General features: G+C 46.7%; 26 protein-coding genes and 1 riboswitch. Of the genes, 17 read left to right on the forward strand and 9 right to left on the reverse strand.

The genetic code is table 11. From position 1 onward, the window contains the following. Positions 1–250 precede the first annotated feature (250 nt). A complete protein-coding gene (locus tag H615_RS0102580; RefSeq protein ID WP_027953693.1) occupies positions 251–676 on the reverse strand; it encodes a universal stress protein in 426 nt (141 codons plus the stop codon). Positions 677–1,129: 453 nt separating this feature from the next. Here H615_RS0102580 and H615_RS0102585 point away from each other — a divergent pair, with 453 nt between their 5' ends. Together H615_RS0102585 and H615_RS0102590 are read left to right on the forward strand one after the other, a co-directional pair. Continuing rightward, entirely contained in the window at positions 1,130–1,381 is a 252-nt protein-coding gene (locus H615_RS0102585; RefSeq protein WP_027953694.1) for a hypothetical protein, read from the forward strand. A 265-nt stretch (positions 1,382–1,646) separates the two neighbouring features. Further along, a complete protein-coding gene (locus tag H615_RS0102590) occupies positions 1,647–1,853 on the forward strand; it encodes a hypothetical protein (RefSeq protein ID WP_027953695.1) in 207 nt (68 codons plus the stop codon). A 107-nt stretch (positions 1,854–1,960) separates the two neighbouring features. Here H615_RS0102590 and H615_RS0102595 read toward each other — a convergent pair whose 3' ends face one another. From H615_RS0102595 to H615_RS0102615, 5 genes are all read right to left on the reverse strand, one after another. Continuing rightward, complete coding sequence (locus H615_RS0102595) at positions 1,961–2,173, reverse strand: hypothetical protein (protein ID WP_027953696.1); 213 nt, start codon at positions 2,171–2,173, stop codon at positions 1,961–1,963. Between the two features lie 234 nt (positions 2,174–2,407). Beyond that, positions 2,408–3,598 carry a NupC/NupG family nucleoside CNT transporter gene (locus tag H615_RS0102600; protein WP_027953697.1) on the reverse strand — a complete coding sequence of 397 codons (1,191 nt, stop codon included), beginning with the start codon at positions 3,596–3,598 and terminating at the stop codon, positions 2,408–2,410. A 120-nt stretch (positions 3,599–3,718) separates the two neighbouring features. Next, a riboswitch (purine riboswitch) is annotated at positions 3,719–3,820 on the reverse strand. Between the two features lie 83 nt (positions 3,821–3,903). Next, positions 3,904–4,140, reverse strand: coding sequence for a hypothetical protein (locus H615_RS20740; protein WP_035531179.1), 237 nt, complete (start codon positions 4,138–4,140; stop codon positions 3,904–3,906). Further along, complete coding sequence (locus tag H615_RS0102610; protein WP_027953698.1) at positions 4,137–4,637, reverse strand: RNA polymerase sigma factor; 501 nt, start codon at positions 4,635–4,637, stop codon at positions 4,137–4,139. Before H615_RS0102610 ends, H615_RS20740 begins: the two co-directional genes overlap by 4 nt. Before the next feature lie 17 nt (positions 4,638–4,654). Beyond that, positions 4,655–5,023, reverse strand: coding sequence for a hypothetical protein (locus H615_RS0102615; RefSeq protein WP_027953699.1), 369 nt, complete (start codon positions 5,021–5,023; stop codon positions 4,655–4,657). Positions 5,024–5,154: 131 nt separating this feature from the next. Between H615_RS0102615 and H615_RS22775 the strand changes: the two genes are divergently transcribed. From H615_RS22775 to H615_RS21755, 6 genes are all read left to right on the forward strand, one after another. Beyond that, entirely contained in the window at positions 5,155–5,289 is a 135-nt protein-coding gene (locus H615_RS22775) for a hypothetical protein (protein WP_280513292.1), read from the forward strand. Next, positions 5,286–5,474, forward strand: coding sequence for a hypothetical protein (locus H615_RS0102625; protein WP_027953700.1), 189 nt, complete (start codon positions 5,286–5,288; stop codon positions 5,472–5,474). The genes H615_RS22775 and H615_RS0102625 overlap by 4 nt, the downstream gene beginning before the upstream one ends. A gap of 136 nt (positions 5,475–5,610) precedes the next feature. Beyond that, positions 5,611–6,318: a MerR family transcriptional regulator gene (locus tag H615_RS0102630; protein WP_027953701.1), complete on the forward strand. Its 708-nt coding sequence runs from the start codon at positions 5,611–5,613 to the stop codon at positions 6,316–6,318. A gap of 104 nt (positions 6,319–6,422) precedes the next feature. Then, positions 6,423–6,590 (forward strand): hypothetical protein, encoded by a 168-nt coding sequence (locus H615_RS22235; RefSeq protein WP_156896419.1) that lies wholly within the window; start codon positions 6,423–6,425, stop codon positions 6,588–6,590. 106 nt (positions 6,591–6,696) lie between these two features. Then, positions 6,697–7,512, forward strand: coding sequence for a lipid II flippase Amj family protein (locus H615_RS0102640; protein WP_027953702.1), 816 nt, complete (start codon positions 6,697–6,699; stop codon positions 7,510–7,512). An 18-nt stretch (positions 7,513–7,530) separates the two neighbouring features. Continuing rightward, positions 7,531–7,974: a GNAT family N-acetyltransferase gene (locus H615_RS21755; protein ID WP_051254566.1), complete on the forward strand. Its 444-nt coding sequence runs from the start codon at positions 7,531–7,533 to the stop codon at positions 7,972–7,974. 587 nt (positions 7,975–8,561) lie between these two features. Here the strand turns inward: H615_RS21755 and codA are convergent. Further along, positions 8,562–9,815, reverse strand: coding sequence for a cytosine deaminase (codA, locus tag H615_RS0102655; protein ID WP_027953704.1), 1,254 nt, complete (start codon positions 9,813–9,815; stop codon positions 8,562–8,564). Beyond that, a complete protein-coding gene (gene codB, locus H615_RS0102660; RefSeq protein ID WP_027953705.1) occupies positions 9,812–11,056 on the reverse strand; it encodes a cytosine permease in 1,245 nt (414 codons plus the stop codon). The genes codA and codB overlap by 4 nt, the downstream gene beginning before the upstream one ends. Positions 11,057–11,410: 354 nt before the next feature. Here codB and H615_RS0102665 point away from each other — a divergent pair, with 354 nt between their 5' ends. Both H615_RS0102665 and H615_RS0102670 read left to right on the forward strand, forming a co-directional pair. Beyond that, positions 11,411–12,457, forward strand: a complete 1,047-nt coding sequence (locus tag H615_RS0102665) for a DUF2332 domain-containing protein (protein ID WP_027953706.1) — start codon at positions 11,411–11,413, stop codon at positions 12,455–12,457. Further along, complete coding sequence (locus H615_RS0102670; RefSeq protein WP_027953707.1) at positions 12,454–12,984, forward strand: GNAT family N-acetyltransferase; 531 nt, start codon at positions 12,454–12,456, stop codon at positions 12,982–12,984. Before H615_RS0102665 ends, H615_RS0102670 begins: the two co-directional genes overlap by 4 nt. Before the next feature lie 40 nt (positions 12,985–13,024). On the opposite strand, the gene H615_RS0102675 is transcribed toward H615_RS0102670, so the two are convergent. Beyond that, on the reverse strand, positions 13,025–13,207 hold the full coding sequence (locus H615_RS0102675) for a hypothetical protein (protein ID WP_027953708.1): 183 nt from the start codon (positions 13,205–13,207) through the stop codon (positions 13,025–13,027). A 190-nt stretch (positions 13,208–13,397) separates the two neighbouring features. Here H615_RS0102675 and H615_RS0102680 point away from each other — a divergent pair, with 190 nt between their 5' ends. From H615_RS0102680 to H615_RS0102710, 7 genes are all read left to right on the forward strand, one after another. Then, positions 13,398–13,631, forward strand: a complete 234-nt coding sequence (locus H615_RS0102680) for a hypothetical protein (protein ID WP_027953709.1) — start codon at positions 13,398–13,400, stop codon at positions 13,629–13,631. A gap of 499 nt (positions 13,632–14,130) precedes the next feature. Then, a complete protein-coding gene (locus H615_RS0102685) occupies positions 14,131–15,663 on the forward strand; it encodes a glycosyltransferase family 2 protein (RefSeq protein WP_027953710.1) in 1,533 nt (510 codons plus the stop codon). A gap of 27 nt (positions 15,664–15,690) precedes the next feature. Continuing rightward, positions 15,691–16,590 carry a UTP--glucose-1-phosphate uridylyltransferase GalU gene (galU, locus tag H615_RS0102690; protein ID WP_027953711.1) on the forward strand — a complete coding sequence of 300 codons (900 nt, stop codon included), beginning with the start codon at positions 15,691–15,693 and terminating at the stop codon, positions 16,588–16,590. A 154-nt stretch (positions 16,591–16,744) separates the two neighbouring features. Continuing rightward, the gene (locus H615_RS22505; protein WP_169516177.1) at positions 16,745–16,906 is read left to right on the forward strand and encodes a hypothetical protein; all 162 of its coding nucleotides are present in this window, start codon (positions 16,745–16,747) and stop codon (positions 16,904–16,906) included. A gap of 96 nt (positions 16,907–17,002) precedes the next feature. After that, complete coding sequence (locus H615_RS0102700) at positions 17,003–17,188, forward strand: hypothetical protein (RefSeq protein WP_027953712.1); 186 nt, start codon at positions 17,003–17,005, stop codon at positions 17,186–17,188. Positions 17,189–17,194: 6 nt separating this feature from the next. Then, a complete protein-coding gene (locus H615_RS0102705; RefSeq protein WP_027953713.1) occupies positions 17,195–17,377 on the forward strand; it encodes a hypothetical protein in 183 nt (60 codons plus the stop codon). Positions 17,378–17,382: 5 nt separating this feature from the next. Beyond that, positions 17,383–17,733: a DUF4181 domain-containing protein gene (locus tag H615_RS0102710; protein ID WP_169516178.1), complete on the forward strand. Its 351-nt coding sequence runs from the start codon at positions 17,383–17,385 to the stop codon at positions 17,731–17,733. The last annotated feature ends 20 nt before the right edge of the window (positions 17,734–17,753 follow it).

Raw genomic sequence — 17,753 nt, forward strand, 5'->3', positions numbered from 1 at the left:
AGGATTTGAATACTCCTTCAATCAATCGACAGCACCACCAAAGCTAATGAATACACCAAGTGAGGGGCACAGAGACCTCCGTAAAGATGATGCTGTCACAGGTTACGGTTGGGAATGTTGGAATACCTGGTTTCTCCAACAATCTAGTGACCAGGTATGATTACTCATTTGAATTAAATTCTGTACAGTTGACAGACATTATTGGTATCGAAGTTTTCAAAAACTGAATTTGACTTCTGAATATTATCACTCATTTAACCATAGTCACTGGACATGACGCTACATGTAGGACGTTAAAACTAACACTACCCAGTATCTTACTCTTTATAGCGCCTAAACCTCGTGAACCCATTACGATACTATAAACTTTCGATTCTTTTGCTTCTTTCGCAATTTCATAGTCTGGTGAACCAATTCTTATTTTTGTGTGTACAGTTACCTCTTGATTCTCAATGATATTTAGTGCTTCATCCATTACTTCTTTCGCATTTTCTTGCTGGTACCTACGCACTTGTTCTTTGCTTACAAAGCGGTTAATATTAGGAGAATTGTAATTATATTGAACATTTAAAAGAAGCAGCTCAGCATCGATTGCTTTAGCTATCTCAATTGCATGTTTTAAAGCTCTTAACGAAAAATCTGAACCATCAATCGGAACTAAAATTTTCTGTGACATTAACATTCGCTCCTTTAGAGAAGTATTATTAACGATATCATTTACCAACCCAGAGAAAGCGCTTTCGGTTATTCTGATAAAATAGCTTCATCCATACGGCTATTCGTTGAACCTTTGCCTAATTCGATGTGCTAAGGTATTCCTTAAGTTTATTTTATCAGATTTTTTGTCATGTAATAACTTTTATATTGGAGGGAGCGGGAAACATAACTAAGCTAAAAGGTGCGACAATATATGGTCTAGTGAGTTGCCGAGTTAGGCAGATCAAATTCATGACTTTGACAGCTTTCTCTTCAATATCTCGATTTTAAGTCTATGGAAATGGGGACAACTCCTTAACAAAAGAATTGTCCCTTTATTACGTGTCCCTTTATTACGAGAAAGCTTTTCTCCTAAAAGCATAGAGCTGCATGCACTATTTTTAAATCATTCACGTCATGAGGAGGGGAAAGTGTGAGAAGGAAGTTAGGAATAATTTCTACTGTTTTATTTTTAGTAAGCCTAGCTGCATACATAACGATGCTGTCAGGTAATGACGCTTTTCTTTTTGCTGGTGTAGTGATTGCTGTATTAGGGTTGGTATTTGCCATGTTCTCTGAAAAAGGAACATACAGAAAGATCGGATTCATTGGCAATGGATCGATTATCTTAGTGACAATAATTATCCCCTTTATAGTTACTACATTTTTTTGGAACACACCCTGAACCTGAATGGGAAAAGGAGATTATTTTGAATTCAAGTCTTTTGCTAACGGGAGCGATTAGTCAATAAAAATAATCGCCTTTTCTTTAACTAAATAAAAGGCAGGAATGTGAAAGAATCGACGTGGAAGTGAAAAAATAAGATGAATATGGTTGTTATTTCCACAAAAGTGTTGATTTGATATGATATGTTTGCTTATTATTGATTAATTAGACAAATCTCTTATAGAAAAATGGGATAAAATCATAACAGCTTGGAGAGGGGGGGATGTTATTGAATAGGAAAAGCACAACGGGAAAATGGCTGGCTTATCCAGGGATATGGATTTTTGCTGCAGGATTTTCATTTAGTGAGATCATAGGAATGGAGGGTATGCCAAACTTGCTAGGATCTGCATCCATCCCAATGATAGGAATAGGATTATTGATGTTAATCATATCAAACTTCTTCAAAGAGGAACGTGCAGAAATATAAAAAAGGATAGCAAAAGGTAGGATATTTCAAAAAAGAGTCTATGAGTCTTCAAGAATTATATCGATTGCTCCATAAAGAAATGGGCATCAGATATAAGTTTCTGTGAATCAGCTTTTCTCACTAAGGTGATTAATTTCTCTTTCAATAAGACACACAGAAATTTCAAAGGCTTCTATCCGCCTTTTAGCTAAAGTGATTTGAGATTTATATCTATCAGGATTTTCTTTAGCTTCAAAAGTTTTTACAGTCTCTCTAAGTTTGTTTAGTGTTGAGTCAATTTGACGTTTTGCTTCAATGAAGTCAGATTTTTTAAGATCCATTTAAGTGCCTCCTTTTTTATTGATTAATGATTACAATTTATTTTACTTCCGACAAACAAGATGTTTTAGCATATAGGATTTAAAGAGGACTGTCAAAAACGTTTGTCTAGTCTTTATGGTCTCTTGACGGGGTTTCATAGAATTGGAAGGTTCTATCTTATTAATACATATATACGAATTTTTATCAGAGCCAAACAAAGAAAGCACGCCCGTGAATTCCGGGCGTGCTTTCTTTTATAAGAACATGGACACAAATACAGCGGTGATGAAGCTGGCAAGCGTTCCGCCTATGATGGCTTTCAAGCCTAGGCGGGCAACCTGGGACTGCTTCTCCGGAGCCAGCGATCCAAGACCGACAATCAGCTGGCCGATTGAGGATAAGTTGGCAAAGTTACAGAGTGCCACAGACATGACGGCCATCGTCATCGGAGAAAGATCCCCGGACATCTGCTTCAGGTTGGAATAGGCGAGAAATTCATTCGCCGCAAGCTTCGTCCCAATCAGGGAAGCAGCTTGGAAGGCATCGGAAAAAGGGATGCCGATAATCACGGCAAAGGGATAAAAGAGATAGCCGAAAATGGTGGATAAATCTGTTCCGACCAATCCTAATCCACCATTTACCAACGCAATGACGCTGATAAAAGCGATCATCAATCCACCGATGCTCGCTGCAAGCTTTACTCCATTGACGGCGCCGTCTGAAATCGCTTCAAAGACGTTCGCCTGGCCGGACTTTTCGAGCGACACGGTTTCGTTCAGCTCAGAGGTTTCTGTTTCCGGCTCCAACAGCTTGGCCATGACAAGGGAAACGAAGGGAACGCTGAAGATGGCAATCAATAGATACGTTAAATCAATTCCCATTTCTACATAGCCCACGAGGATCGCCCCGCTGGCAGAGGCTGTTCCACCAACCATAATCGCAAACGTTTCAGACTTTGTCATACGGCTCAAGTACGGTTTCACCAGTAGAGGCGCTTCGGCAACTCCTAAAAAAGTATTCCCAACCGCGCTGAATGATTCGACCTTTGAGGTTTTCAACAGCTTTCCAACGATCGTGCCGAGGAACTTCACTATAACCGGCAGGATACGGAGGTAGTATAATCCGGAAATAAGGGCGGAAATAAAGATAAGGGCCCCTAAGACATGGATGGCAAATACAAAGGTAACGCCTGTTTCTGCAAGCAGTGGTCCAAAGACAAAATCGATGCCGGCCGAGCTGTAATCAATGATGTGCTGGATGAATAGAGCGGCCTTTTTCAAAGCGGCTTGACCGATAGAAATGTTCAGCATCGTATAAACGAACAGCCCTTCAATCAATAAGCCGGTCAGGATGGTCCGCCACTTAATGTTTTTTCTGCTGCTGCTCAACAGCCACCCCAGTCCAATAAGGGCAGCGAGTGAGAGTAGTCCGGTGATGATCTGCATGATGTAGTCCTCCCTGAAAATGACGGATCCCTTAAGGTGATTAGACGTCAGACGACAAAAAGGCCTCTTTCCTTTATACAGAAGGAAAGAGGCCTGGGGATCCAGCTGTGCATAGAAGATCCCCGTCTGTTCTTTCCTTATAGTCCGGCTCTTTACGGCAGCCGGGTAGAAACTTGCGGACCATATTTCCGCATGTATATAAGGAATCCGTTTGAAATGATATGTCTCGCATTCTAGCAGAATCAGAGAATGCGAACAATGGATATCCGGGAAGTTGTAAAATTGGGAACTTTCAATCCGGCATCCTAGAAAAGGAGCGCAGCTACAGGTACAGCCGCGGATGCGAGGACAGGGATGACTGATGTCATAGAAAAGCTCGGACGGGCCGGGGCAAGAAAACCAACCGGGTTTTCCGCTGGTGAGGCGAGATAATGGACGAGCCGGCTCCATCGGCTCTTTTTTCGTGGGATATCCGGTACATCGACATCGTATTCGGCCAGCTTTTGGGCAAGTTCTGTGTGATCATGTGTCTTATTTTTCACAGGTCTTCCACCTCCAGATGCGTTTTTAAAGTTTGAATGGCTTGGTGAAGTCTCGATTTTACAGTCCCTAAGGGGATGTGAAGGATGGCTGCGATCTCTTTTTGAGGAAGGTCATGGTAGTAGTAAAGGAGAATCACAGCCCTCTGCAGATCTGGAAGTTCGCTGACTGCCTGCTGGACCGTAAGCTTTTCTGCAGGGTGCAGTGAACTTTCTTGTGAGGGAACTAAAAAGGGAAGCAGGCTCCGCCACTTTTTTCTCCGGTTCAATTTATTAATCATTAAACGGTACGCGATCTGAAATAAATAGGATTTCAAGGCACCTTTAGACGGATCATATTGGTGCTTGTTTGTCTGCAGGCGGAGAAACGTATCCTGGACGATATCGACACTGAATGGTTCATCTCTCGTATAACGGTAAATAAACGAATACAATGGCCCGTGAAAGGCGGTATAAATCTGTTCAAAAGCCTCTTCATTCCCCAACTGCCAGGCCTCCATAACGGCTTCCGGCTGGTTCACGAAGCTTCACCCATCCGGGCACGGACAGACTTCAACGTCCGGGTGAGGCGGCTGAATAAATAAAGGAAAACGACAATCGTCCACGCCTGTGCCTGATTCGTAAAAAACTGCACATAAGGATTTTCAACGGTCGCGCCTGAACTGATCATCACGTTGAGAACCTGTACGCAGATGATCGTATAAACCGCCAAAACGACAGTTAAGGTATCAAAAACATTCCAGCGTAAAAAGAGCTCTGTTTTCTTGTAATCAATCTTTCCATTGCTGCGGATGATGTACTTTTTCTCCATTGGTATCGTCACGGCCAAAATGACCCCCATCCAGACAAACATGACCCCCATTGAAATGATAAAACCGATGCCCATTCCAAGTCCTCCTTTGATCTCTTCTAACAACTATACCAACCAGGAATAGGAAAAGTTCGCACGAAAAGGAAAAAATTGTTTTATTTTTCTCCTTCTGAAATAATGGAAGAAATATCGAGAGGGGTAAGGAAATGAGAGAATGCAGACAGGCTTTTTTTAAGCAGGACTTTGTGATGTCCTATGAAACAACCAAATCCATGGAATTTGAAAAACGCGGCACAGGTGAAGTCATCTATTTACTGATGAAAAGGGTATCACGATTGTGAGGGACCCGGACTGGGTGGAGGATACAGCGGATTGGCAGCCGGTCCATAATACATCACTCCGCCGGTTCCGTAAAAAAACGAACCAGGGACAGACACCTATATCCTATGGATATCCGATTACGTTCAACAGTGCAGAGGAATTGAGTACATACTTGGAAAAAGAAATTCATCAGCCGGTGCGGTAAAAATCCTTCGATTTAATACTTCCGTAAACCACAAAGGGCCTTCATCCATGTATAATAGAGGAAGAGAGAAAACGGGAACAGTGCCTTTGTTTCCGGTCGTTCTTGGACAATACTGGTGAAGAAAAGGAGGCCCTGCATGCGACACGATATACAACCGAATGAGCGCGCTTTTTCAACGAAGGAAGTGGCTGAAGAAGTAGGGATCGCAACTACTACCGTTCGTCGTTATGGGCAGATTCTTGAACGGAACGGATACGAGTTCTTTAAAGATGGCGACAGGCGGATCTTCGTCGCCTCGGATATAGAAGCCTTAAAGGAAATCCGCGATACGGACCTCCCACAGGATGAACAGGCAAGAATCGTCGTGGAGGAGCAGAAGGAGAAATTGAAGGGGTACACAGAAACGGCGCTGACTGTATCGGATACATATTCCTCTGCTCTTGGAAATCCCGGTCAGACCGAGGAACTCCTCAAACTGCTTGCCGGAGAGCTCGCCGCCTCAAGAGAAATGAATGTCCAGTTGAAGCAGGACATGGCCGAGCTGAAAAACACGGTCTCCCGTCTGCAGCAGGATCACCACGTTATCAGTTCAGGTGTCGGTAACTTTTCACAGAAAACCCATACGAAGCTTGACCGGATGATGGAAGATCAGAAGCAGCAGTATGAAGAGATGCTGGAGAGAGAAAAAGAAAAAAGTGATCTGCTTAAAGAGGAACTTCAGACGATGCGTGCCGAACAAAAGCAGGAATGGCAGGCACAGAATGATTTCAACCGCCGTCTGGAAGTCACCGTAAAAAACACTAAAGGTCCCTGGGAAAAGCTGTTTTCCCTGTTTCGAAAATAAATCGAGCGGGAACGCTCTTTAACGTAAAGAAGGCGCAGCTGTTTTGTGAAGGTAGAAAGGACGGGCTGGACGTAACGGGTTTTGGACAAAAAAGGGGGATCTCATTGATTGAAAATCTTCTTTGGGGCGGTACACTGCTCCTCGTCGTAATGTTGATGGTGTTTGTGGACATTAAAAGGGAAGGGCACCACAGAAGCCATCCGAGCCGCCTGCAGATTCCCGAAGACCAGCCGGACCAGAGTACGATTAGAAAAGGAAGTACCCGGAACTGACAAGAAAACCTGTTGAAAAAAGATGCATCTCCCGCTGAGATGTTTCTTTTTTTATGGTCAAGCCCGGTCGAAAGGTTCGCAGGTCAACACGAAGGATGGTTGTCGAATGGAAGTATTCACGGAGAAAGTGCTTTACATAGCTTTGTTCATTTTAGTCATCCATACCATTGAAACGCTGGCGTATGCGGTGCGGATGTCAGGTGCAAGAGTGGGCCGGATCGCCTCAGCTCTTGCCTTGTTTAATTTGATGGTCATCGTTTCACGGATGGCCAATATGATGCAGCAGCCATTTACCGGAAGTTTGATTGATGCAGCTCCGGTCGAGAACACACTGGCTTTTGTTGAAGATCAATATCGAATCATCATCGGAGCGTCAACGGTGGGGACACTGGCCGGGATTGTCCTCCTGCCCACGTTTATTGCTCTTTTTTCCAGAGCCATCGTCCATTTATCCAACAATGGAGGATCTGTTCCGGTGCTGTTAAAGACGTTTACAACGAAGGATTATTTCAAGAGGGGCCTTCATCTATTCGCGCTTCCAAAACGGAGTTACTTAAAGGGCTTTTCGTTATCTAACATTCCGAAGCGCTTGTTTTTTGTCAATATGTTGGTAACGTCCATTTATACGATTGGAGTCCTCTCGGCACTCTATGCAGCGCTTCTGGCTCCGGACAGAGCTTCAACAGCGATCATGGCATCCGGACTCATCAACGGCGTGGCGACCATTCTGCTTGTCGTATTTGTAGATCCGAAAATTTCAGTGATGGCGGATGATGTCATCCAAAAGCGCGGAAGCTACAGCCAGCTGAAGAACGTATCCCTGCTTATGATTACGTCACGGCTGCTTGGAACACTTCTTGCTCAGCTGCTGTTCATACCGGGAGCTCATTACATCGCCTGGTTTACGAAGTTTATCGTTTAATGAAAAGGAGAGAAGTGGATGATGTTTACGTTTGTTCCTTTGACCATGGACCTGGTGGATGAGATTGGTGCTTGGGATTACGAAGGGTTCGTTGAACAGGTAATCATGACCCCTTATTATGAATCGTACAACGGCGACGGAATACTGAAGGGCCCTGGCGGCTGTGATGGTTATGCCGCTCTTTTCGATGGAAAAACGGTGGGGTTGTTCGAATTTACTAAAAAGAAGGATTTCCTGGAAATCGGACTCGCCCTGAAGCCTGAGTGGATCGGGCGGGGATTCGGAGAGACCTTCATCCGTGAAGGGATCGCTTTTGGTGTTCCACAGTATGAGGGGATTTGTTCAATTATCCTCACTGTTTCCGTGGAAAATGAACCCGCAGTGACGGTCTATAAGAAAGCAGGTTTTTCCATTGTACGTGAAGAGGCCGGGGAAGTGGAGATGGAAAAGTTTATAAAATAAAACCCGCTTGTCGTGTGGGGGATCACGTTCCGCTAATCGGTGGATGCTTGCCGCGGGCACGGCTTCAGCTAACTTGGGCAGGAAAAGCATCTGCCCAAGTGGATCTTCAGCTCGTGTTGGTCCCGCAGGCGTCACCACCGAACGCTCCTCGTGACAGTCACATAGTGAGTTGATAAAAAGGCCGGTCTTCTGTTGAACAGAAGACCGGCCTTTTTATCATGCCCCATAAGGAATGACATTTGCTCCCATAAGAACCTTGTATCACAGGATAACATGCCGGATGTCTCACGATAGGGAATTCAAAAACATTTCGTATAAAGGTATGGTGTACGCATGCCTGCAAGAACGGGAAATGTGCAACCTTCACACAGCCGGAGATGGGCGAAGGAGAGCCTTTTTTGATTCCGGGAGGTGCGAAGACTGTTCCACTCCTGCGGAAAAACGAGCGGCCGAGACCCCACAGGGTGGTTTTCCCGAGGAGGCTCGGACGTTCGTCCGCGGAAAGGGAATGGTCTGCGCGCCTGGAGGCATTAGAAAAACATGAGGCATTTCTATAAGCTGACGCAGTTCATTATGAACCGGGTTTTTTACTGCATCTGTTGTTCGTGCAGGTGGAGCTTGGTTTCTTTCGGTTTCGTTTCGGCGATGATTTTTCCTCTGCGGATCGACCAGCGGACAGCGGCCTGTTGTCGGACGGCTTCATATTCATCAGCCGCATCCAAAACGATCAGGTTGGCAGGTCTTCCTGGGTGAATGCCGTAGTTCTCATCCAGATTGAGAATGTCGGCACTGTTCTGAGTGATGAAATCCATCCCCCGGACAATCTGGTCATAGCCCGTCAGGTGGGAAAGGTGCAGTCCCATATGAAGCACTTGAAGCATATTTCCTGTTCCGAGTGGATACCACGGATCGAAAATATCATCATGTCCGAATCCGACATTGATTCCAGCTTCTTGAAGCTCCTTGACTCTTGTCAGTCCCCGTCGTTTCGGATAGCTGTCAAACCTTCCCTGCAGGTGGATGTTGACGAGCGGATTGGCGATGATATGAATGCCGGAGAGCTTGAGCACACGGAACAACTTCGATGTATAGGCGTCGTTGTAGGAGCCCATCGCTGTCGTATGACTGGCCGTGACTTTATGACCGATGCCGCGCTCAAGGGCTTCAGTCGCCACCACTTCGACAAACCGTGACTGTTCATCGTCGATTTCATCACAGTGGACATCGACGAACCTGTCATATTTTTCTGCGAGATCAAAAGCGATTTTTAACGACTGAACGCCATACTCTCTTGTGAATTCGAAGTGGGGGATGGCTCCGACGCCGTCCGCACCTAACTGCAGCGCTTCTTCAAGGAGTCCGGCTCCGTTTTTATACGAAAGGATGCCTTCCTGTGGAAATGCGACAAGCTGAAGGTCCACAAAAGGCTTCATTTCCTGCTTTACTTCAAGCAGCGCCTTCAAGGCGGTCAGGTCAGGGTCTGTCACATCGACATGTGTTCGTACGTGCTGGATGCCATTGGCGATCTGCATGGAGAGCGCCTGTTCCGCCCTTGATTTGACATCCACATGAGTCAGCTTTTCTTTTCTCTCCGACCAGCGCTGGATGCCCTCAAAAAGGGTGCCGCTGTGGTTCCAGTCCGGATCTCCGGCTGTCATTGTTGTATCCAGGTGGATATGCGGCTCTACAAATGGGGGGAGGACAAGGTTCCCACCTGCATCCAGGGTCTCGCCATCATAGTCATTCCCAGCGTCCTGAGTAACGGATGTAATTCGTTCGTCATCTATTTTTATTGTCCAGCTTCCATCTTTACCCCTTAATCGTGCATTGGTGATGATCATATAACCTCTCCTTTATTCTCTTTCATATCATGTGTGGCGGCTTTCTGTGTCAGTTTTGTTAGGAGGATGTAGACAAGCGCTGCCCCGGCAAGAGCGTTGACAGGTGCCATTCCCGGAACGAACTGGGAGGCAGCCACACCGGCTGCCCAGGCGGCAAGCCCCTGCCAGCGAAAGTTTTTCAATGGTGTATCCTGATACGCCTGCTTCCGGTAGTTCAGGAAGTAATCAGCAAGCAGCACGGCACCAATCGGCGGCAGGGCTGTTCCCAGGACTGTCAGCCAGCTGACGAAGTTGTTATACAGCCACATCGCAAGCAGTGTCCCGACTACTCCGTTGAAAATAACCACTTTGTTTTTCGTGATTTTCGTAATGCTTGAAAAACCGAGTCCAGATGCGTAGAGGGCGTTGTCGTTGGTTGTCCAGATGTTCAAACCGAGAACGAGGATGGCCGGAATGATCAGCCCCTGCGTGAACATCACTTCAGAAATGTCCGCCTTGCCTGTAGCCATCGCTCCGACTGCCCCGAACAGGAACATGAGCGAGTTTCCGATGAAAAAGGCAGCCACAGTACTGATGACGGCCGATTTCTTTGTTTTCGAAAACCGGGTGAAATCTGGTGTCAGCGTCCCGGCGCTGATAAAGGATCCGATGCAGATGGTTAAGGCAGCCGTCAGACCTATCGATTGTTCCGGTGTGTGCTGCCAAAGACTGTCCATCCCTCCCATATCCTTCGTTGCCTGGAACACAGAAAAGCTTCCCAGCACAGTAATCATCGGCACAGCGATAAAGCTGAGCAGCATAAGGGCTTTCATTCCGAAAAAGGCGGTTGCTGTCATAAGAAGGCCGGCACCGGCAATCAACCAGACCATATCAAGGCCTGTTGCCTGATGTACCGGGAGGGCGAACATGACAACACCGACACCGAACCACCCGACCTGTGTTCCTCCAAGGAGAAACGAAGCCAGGTATGAACCTTTTTCTCCAAACGCCCAACGGCTCAACAGGTGTGTGGAAAGCCCGGTTTTGGCGGAAATATAAGCGAGCCCGCCGGTATAGGCTCCTAATATCAGATTTCCAAGCAGAACAATCATTAAAAACTGTGGAAAGGTCAACCCCATTCCGAGCGTCCCTCCGGACCACATGCTCGCCGAAAAGAACGTCAATCCCATCATGACCATCAGCATTTTCCAAAACCCCTGCCGTTCCGACTGCGGGACGGCGGTTAATGCATAATCCTTCATATATCATTCCTCCAGTATCTTTGTGTAAGACACTGGTACCAGGGAGCGGAAGGGTTCAGGAAACGAAAAAAGGCTTCCTGCCGTTTCCGACAAGAAGCCTCCCAAACGCCATCAGAAAGAAGGGGCGTCTGCCGGCTTCTCTGGTGGTCGTTTCCTATACGCGCTGTCCTTGTCAGCCTCACGGGACTGAATTAAAGGTACCAGTATGATATTGCGTTCATTATGCCGCTATCCTTCTGCTTTGTCAACATCATTTTCTTAACTTTTCAACTTCAAGCGCTTTCATGAAAAAAGCAGGTGTGACCTTATGCTAAGATAGTATAAAAGAGTGATAAGGAAGAAAGGAGAAGATCTATGTCATCCATGTCTGAACGTTTCTATAAATTTGCTGATCAGGAGTGTGGCGGGTCAAGCCCTCTTTACCAGCATCTGGCTCAACAGATCGCTGAAGACAAAGAGATCCTTCAGCTTGCCGAACAGGCTGCGGAAGAACAGCCTGTACCCAACCTGCTGTTCGGAGCTGTGCATTACCTTTTAATGGTAGAAAACGAGCATTCACTGCACTCATTTTATCCGACCTTTACGAGTATTCCCAAGCCGGAGGAGCAGGCTTATTCAGCCTTCAAGGACTTTGTCGCTACGTATAAAGATGAGATCCAAACGCTTATGCAGGAAAAACGTGTGCAGACGAATGAAGTACGTCGGTGTGCCTACCTATACCCTGTCTTCTGCCACATCGCAGCCCGTACGAACTGTCCGCTCGGCCTGATTGAAATCGGCACGAGTGCGGGACTGCAGCTACTTGTAGACCGTTATTCTTACAGCTATGGCAGGGATACAATTTATGGTTCCGCCCGGTCCCAGCTGCATCTTTCATCACAGATCCGTCATGGAACGCTCCCGTCTTTCCTACAGCGGCCTCCGTCCATATCAACAAAAATTGGTGTGGATCTCCACATTTGTGATGTGACGAACGAGGAGACGATGATGTGGTTGAAGGCGCTCATCTGGCCGGAACACAAAGAAAGACGTGAAAATCTGGAACAAGCGGTGCAGGAGCTCCGGCTGAATCCGCCGGACTTTTTTGAAGGAGATGGCGTGGATGTCCTTCCGAAGCTTGCCAGGCGTGTTCCAGTAGAGGAGACGCTGTGCATTTTTCATACCCACGTCGCCAATCAGATGCCGGAAGATGGAAAACAGCTTCTTCATAAACGCCTTTTGAATATCAGCAGTACCCGCCCTGTGTTTCATATCTATAACAATATGAGGGATGAAAATCTTCATATGGATGTTTATGAGAACGGGAGAATTGAAACCCATACCATTGGAGCGACAGACGGCCACGGCCGCTGGTTCGACTGGTTTCTTGAAGAACCCGTTCCAGAAAGGACAAAACAATGACGACGACTTTTGATAGGTTAACGGTTCCTACGGAGGAGCACGTCGCGGCCTTCAACCGCTGGAACAATGATGAGGAGCTGATCCCGCTGATTCGTCCCAACAAAAACGCCGAAGAGCTGTCCGGCAGAAGCTCTATGACACTGGCAGATTTAGAAAAACGACTGAGCGACCATACGATTTTTCTGATCTATGAGGATGGAAAGCTTGTCGGCGAGATGAATTACATGATTGATCCACCGCACCTTTTCAACAAAGAACCCCGGTCGGCATGGATTGGCATTACCATTGGTGAACCTGAGGGGCGCGGGAAGGGGATTGGTGCCCTCGCCATGACTTACATCGAGGGGAAAATCAAGGAAGCCGGGTTGAAAAGGATTGAACTTGGTGTATTTGAATACAACACAAGAGCCCGGCGTCTGTATGAAAAAATGGGCTACCGTCAACTGACCCAGAAGGCTGACTTCACGTACTGGCAGGGACGGATGTGGGCAGACGTGCGGATGGAGAAGCAGATCATTCATATATAAGAGAGATGGAGAAAGGAGCGGCCTGTCGGCAGCTCCTTTTCTATATCTCACTCTTCTGTTTCTTTGAAAAAAACGTGTACACAACATAAGCGATAACAGCCACGACCCCGATGTTTTTGAACGTCGTATATCCAATGTCACCTTGAACGATCTCAAACACAATAAACCCAAGTATAACCAAGCCTCCGAGCGCTATAAGGATGGCTTTCGTCTTCTTTTTCATAGCATCCTCCCTTTCCTTTTATTCTCCACTACCCTTTCTGATGAGTGGTAAACAGAAATTGGAAAACGGGGAATATCCGTTCTTATGGAAACCTTCCCTGTCAATTTGTGATTTTTCTGAAAAAAGGATTGCCAGGATGTGCAGAATTTGGCATAATTATTCTCGTCATTACTATTCAGGGGGTGGAAGGATGGAACAGGTAGTAGCCATTTGGAAAGACGAGAAAAATGGGCTCGGCATTATTGAGGTGAAAGATCAAGTGTTTGGTTCATCATTTCACCCGGTCTGTTATCAGAAAGAAAGCGAAGGAAACTACTCCATTATCAATGGGTTGTGGTATACGACCTATCACGGTGCACGCCAGTATTTCCGTGCGAAAACAAACCCTTATAGTGGATACGGGCGTATGCGCAAAATCCAGTAGCTCATCCTTTAGGGAGGCAAAGCTGTGAAGGGTAACACAAGGAAACTTCTGCCCAGCAGGTGGACAAGTTCAGGTGCCTCTAGGGTCCTGCATATCACAAAAGTCCCTTTGAAGAAGTTTTCTTACCTGAATCAGGATATCCATAATCAACGATACAGGCCTCGGCTTTTTTTGCAGATTCATGGAATGATACGTGGCAGCACCCTCATGTATTTGATTTTGAACGAACCCCGGAGACTTCTCCGGGGTTTTTGTTATGAATATAAAGACCTAAGACATTTGTTTTAAATCTATGAAAATAGTTAAAAATGGTAGAAAAAACGATGTATCCATTGATTTTTTGTTCGTTATAAAGGAAAACGCGGCAAAATAAGACTTTTCTATTTGAAAAAAGCATTTTATAATGAACACAATCATTCGTTAAAACGAACAAATAGAACGAGTTGTTCTGCTGAGACTGTCATACAGGACTGCGGAACGAACCAATGGAGGTAATCGAATGGAAAATGTGGTATCCATCCCGTCTGTTCAGGATGACCGGCCGACGCTGAATATCCATGGCGTCAAACATACGTACATGAAACCGAGAATTACAGCATTCATTCCCGCCCACAATGAAGAAAAATCCATCCGCGACTGCCTTGCCGGCCTCGGTGATCAGACGCTCCCAAAGGACGTGGAGCTTGATGTTATTGTCATCGCCGACAACTGCACAGACCGGACAGAAGAAGTTGCTCTCGCTGCAGGAGAAGAATTCAATCTTAATTTGAAAGTGTTGACGACCATCAATAACAAGCAGCGCAAAGTAGGGGCGTTAAACTCTGCCTGGAAGAGCATCTACGGTGATCCTCTGGACCTCTACGATAAGAAACCGAGTGTTTATGAGGAATTTTACAAAACCTCTGTCAAGGCGATCCTCGGGATGGATGCCGACAGCCGCCTCGCCCCGGATGCTCTGACGCAGCTCTGGGAAGGCCTGATGAGCGCCAGAAACATCGGCGGGGTGATGGCGAAGTATACGATGCGCATGCCGAAAAAGAAAAGCCTGATTTCTAAAGATGATGTTCATTATGAAGAAATGATTGCAAGCGGTCAATACGGCGGTCCGATGACGCGATGGTGGACCCATCAGCAGAAGCAGGACATGGCAAGCTGGCTGCTTGATCTGCAGTACCGGGGTGGAAGCACCTATGTTCTTGGTGGGCAGGCAACGTTGTTCCGCCCGGAAGCTCTTCAGGACATTATTGAGGAAAACAAACTCGATGGTCCGTGGCAGGATGAAAGTGATGTAGAGGATATGCTGCTAACCTGGCAGATCCAGAAAAAGTGGAAAACACTCATCAGCCCCAAAGCGCGCTGCTTCGTAGACTCGATGCGTTCCTACCACACCTTTCGTCAGCAGCGGAACAAATGGCAGGGAGGGACCGTCGAGCTCCTCACCAACAGTGACATCGGCGTAAAATCGAAACACCGTTCGAAAATCTGGCGTTCCCAGATCAAAACATTCATCGATTTGATGATCCGCCTGTTGTTCATCAGCCTTCTGACCGTATCGGTGGCAACCGATCAATTCTTCTGGTCGTGGATCTGGCTGACACCGATCATCCTTGCTTCTGTCCTGAATACGATTCTTGCCTTGAAAACACCGATGCACCGACCCATTGACGTCATTCTCGCCGGGTTATTGATCAGTCCTGAGATGTATATGTGGGTAAACTTTGTGACCTTTTCCCACGTCTGGCTCGGCAAGCTTTCCGCCCATAAAAAAGATGGATGGGCGATCCAATACAGTGCGGAGCGTGGAACAACGCGGAGTAAACTGGCGGAAGGTCTGGTCGGAATCGCAGCCGCTGTTGGAGTGCTCGTCTATCTGGCCTTCCATTACCGTGACTTCCTGACAAGTACCCCTGTTCAGGAAGCGGTGTACCCTTATCTCGACACAGGCTGGGTGATGTTAACCGTACTTACCATCTATACCTCATTGTTAATGGCGTACCAAATCTGGACGCTCCGTGGAAGACACACAGCATAACCACTTGAATTAAAGGAGGACATTAGGATGAAAGTGAAAAAAGCGATTATTCCAGCAGCGGGTTTTGGGACGAGGTTTCTTCCAGCAACGAAAGCGCAGCCGAAGGAAATGCTGCCCATTGTTGACAAGCCGACCATCCAGTACATTGTAGAAGAAGCCATCCAAGCGGGTATCGAAGAAATCATCATTGTGACAGGAAAAGGGAAGCGGTCGATCGAGGATCATTTTGACACGGCCTTTGAATTGGAAAAAACGCTGCTGGATAAAGGCAAGCAGAAACTGCTGGACCAAGTCCGTTACACGACCAATCTCGCTGACATCCATTACATTCGGCAGAAAGAGCAGAAGGGACTCGGTCATGCGGTCTGGTGTGCCCGCCACTTCATCGGGGACGAGCCGTTCGCTGTGCTTCTCGGTGACGATATTATGCGGAGTGCGAGACCCGGCATCCGCCAGCTGATGGATATTTATGAAGAAACACAGTCCCCGGTCATCGGTGTGAAAGCAGTACCGATGGAAGAGGCCCATAAATACGGGGTCATCCAGCCGGCTGCCCAGCAGGGACGGTGGTATGATGTGGAAGGCTTTGTTGAAAAACCAAAGCCGGGAACGGCCCCGTCCAATATGGCAATCATCGGCCGCTACGTCCTGACCCCTGAAATATTCGCCTACCTGGACCGCCACGAAATCGGAGCAGGTGGGGAAATCCAACTGACGGACGCGATTGACCGTCTGAACGACATCCATTCTGTCCATGCCTGGGAGATGGAGGGGCGTCGCTATGATGTAGGGGAGAAACTTGGGTTTGTCCAGACCACGATTGATCTTGCTCTCGAACGTGAGGAGCTTCAGGAAGACCTGTATCAGTATATGAAAAAAGTGGTCGAAAACTATGAAATCATGCGGATGAAAACACAGATTTCGTAAATAAGAACCGTTTCTGTCTGTTTACAGACAGAGACGGTTTTTTAGATTGCCGCTTAACAAGCGTATGGAAATGAGGCCCCGGGCCATGGCTGGTCCATGTTACGATGGAAACAGGCTGGAAAATGTAGATGCTTCTTATAAGGAGAGAGGGAACATGGACAACTCCTACGCGGTTGGGTGGGGAACGCTCGCCTTGATCAACGCCGGCCTCGCTCAAGGGAAAAATCGGACAGGATTGTATTGGTTTTTGTTATCGGTCCTGCTTGGTCCGCTGGCGACATTGATTCTTTTATTCGTAGAAAAAAGGGGAGGGTGATCTTAAAAAAGTACGCTGGCTCCCGTTCGAAATGGACGACATACATAAAAAGATAGATAACCTGATGATGAAAAGAAAGAAGGAGGGACATCAATTGTGATTGTCGGTCGGATTGTATTTGTTTTAGGATTGTTTTTTGTGTTTTTTAGTGCGGTCGCTGCGGTTGTGATGCTTTTTACGGGCAGGGGAGGATCTGTCCTTCCGTGGTTTGGTCTGTTGAATGGCTTCATGGCCATGGGCGTCGGCGACCTTGTTATCAAAGCGAATCAGACGGTGGAGTAGGTGATGATGATGGGTGGATTTTTCGTTCTTGTAGGTGTAGGTTTGTTTTTATATGTCGTCTTTACCGTGAGTTACATGGATAAAAAGATGAGAAAGCAGGAAAGGGATATAGAGGAAGTGAAATCTCTTTTAAAAGTAGTGATTAAAGAGCAGGAGCGGCGCAGGGAAGGAACATACTGGAGGGAGTGAATGCTGTGAATCTATGGATACTCATCGGGGGCGGGATTGTGCTCCTCTTTACCCTGGATTTTTTGTTGAAAAAGCTGTTGGGGATAAAGAAGACCCGGTACGTGCAAGAAACATCAGGAAAAAAAGCTTACCAATGGGTGAGAGGTGTGGCCGCCGTTGTCTTTGTAAGTCTTCTCTGGCCTGTCCTTTCTCTGGAGTCTACCTTTTATCTAAGGGTATTCTGGGTCAGCTTTCTTGTCATCATGACAGGCATTGAGGTTTGGTTTGAATACCGATACATCAAAATATCCAGGCAGTTTATCAAAACACTCGCCCTCGGGTCGGTGTTGATCACTTTTGCCCTATTCATCCATTAAATTAGGAAAGGCGGGAAAGA

Source organism: Halobacillus kuroshimensis DSM 18393, assembly GCF_000425705.1.
Lineage (GTDB): Bacteria > Bacillota > Bacilli > Bacillales > Halobacillaceae > Halobacillus > Halobacillus kuroshimensis.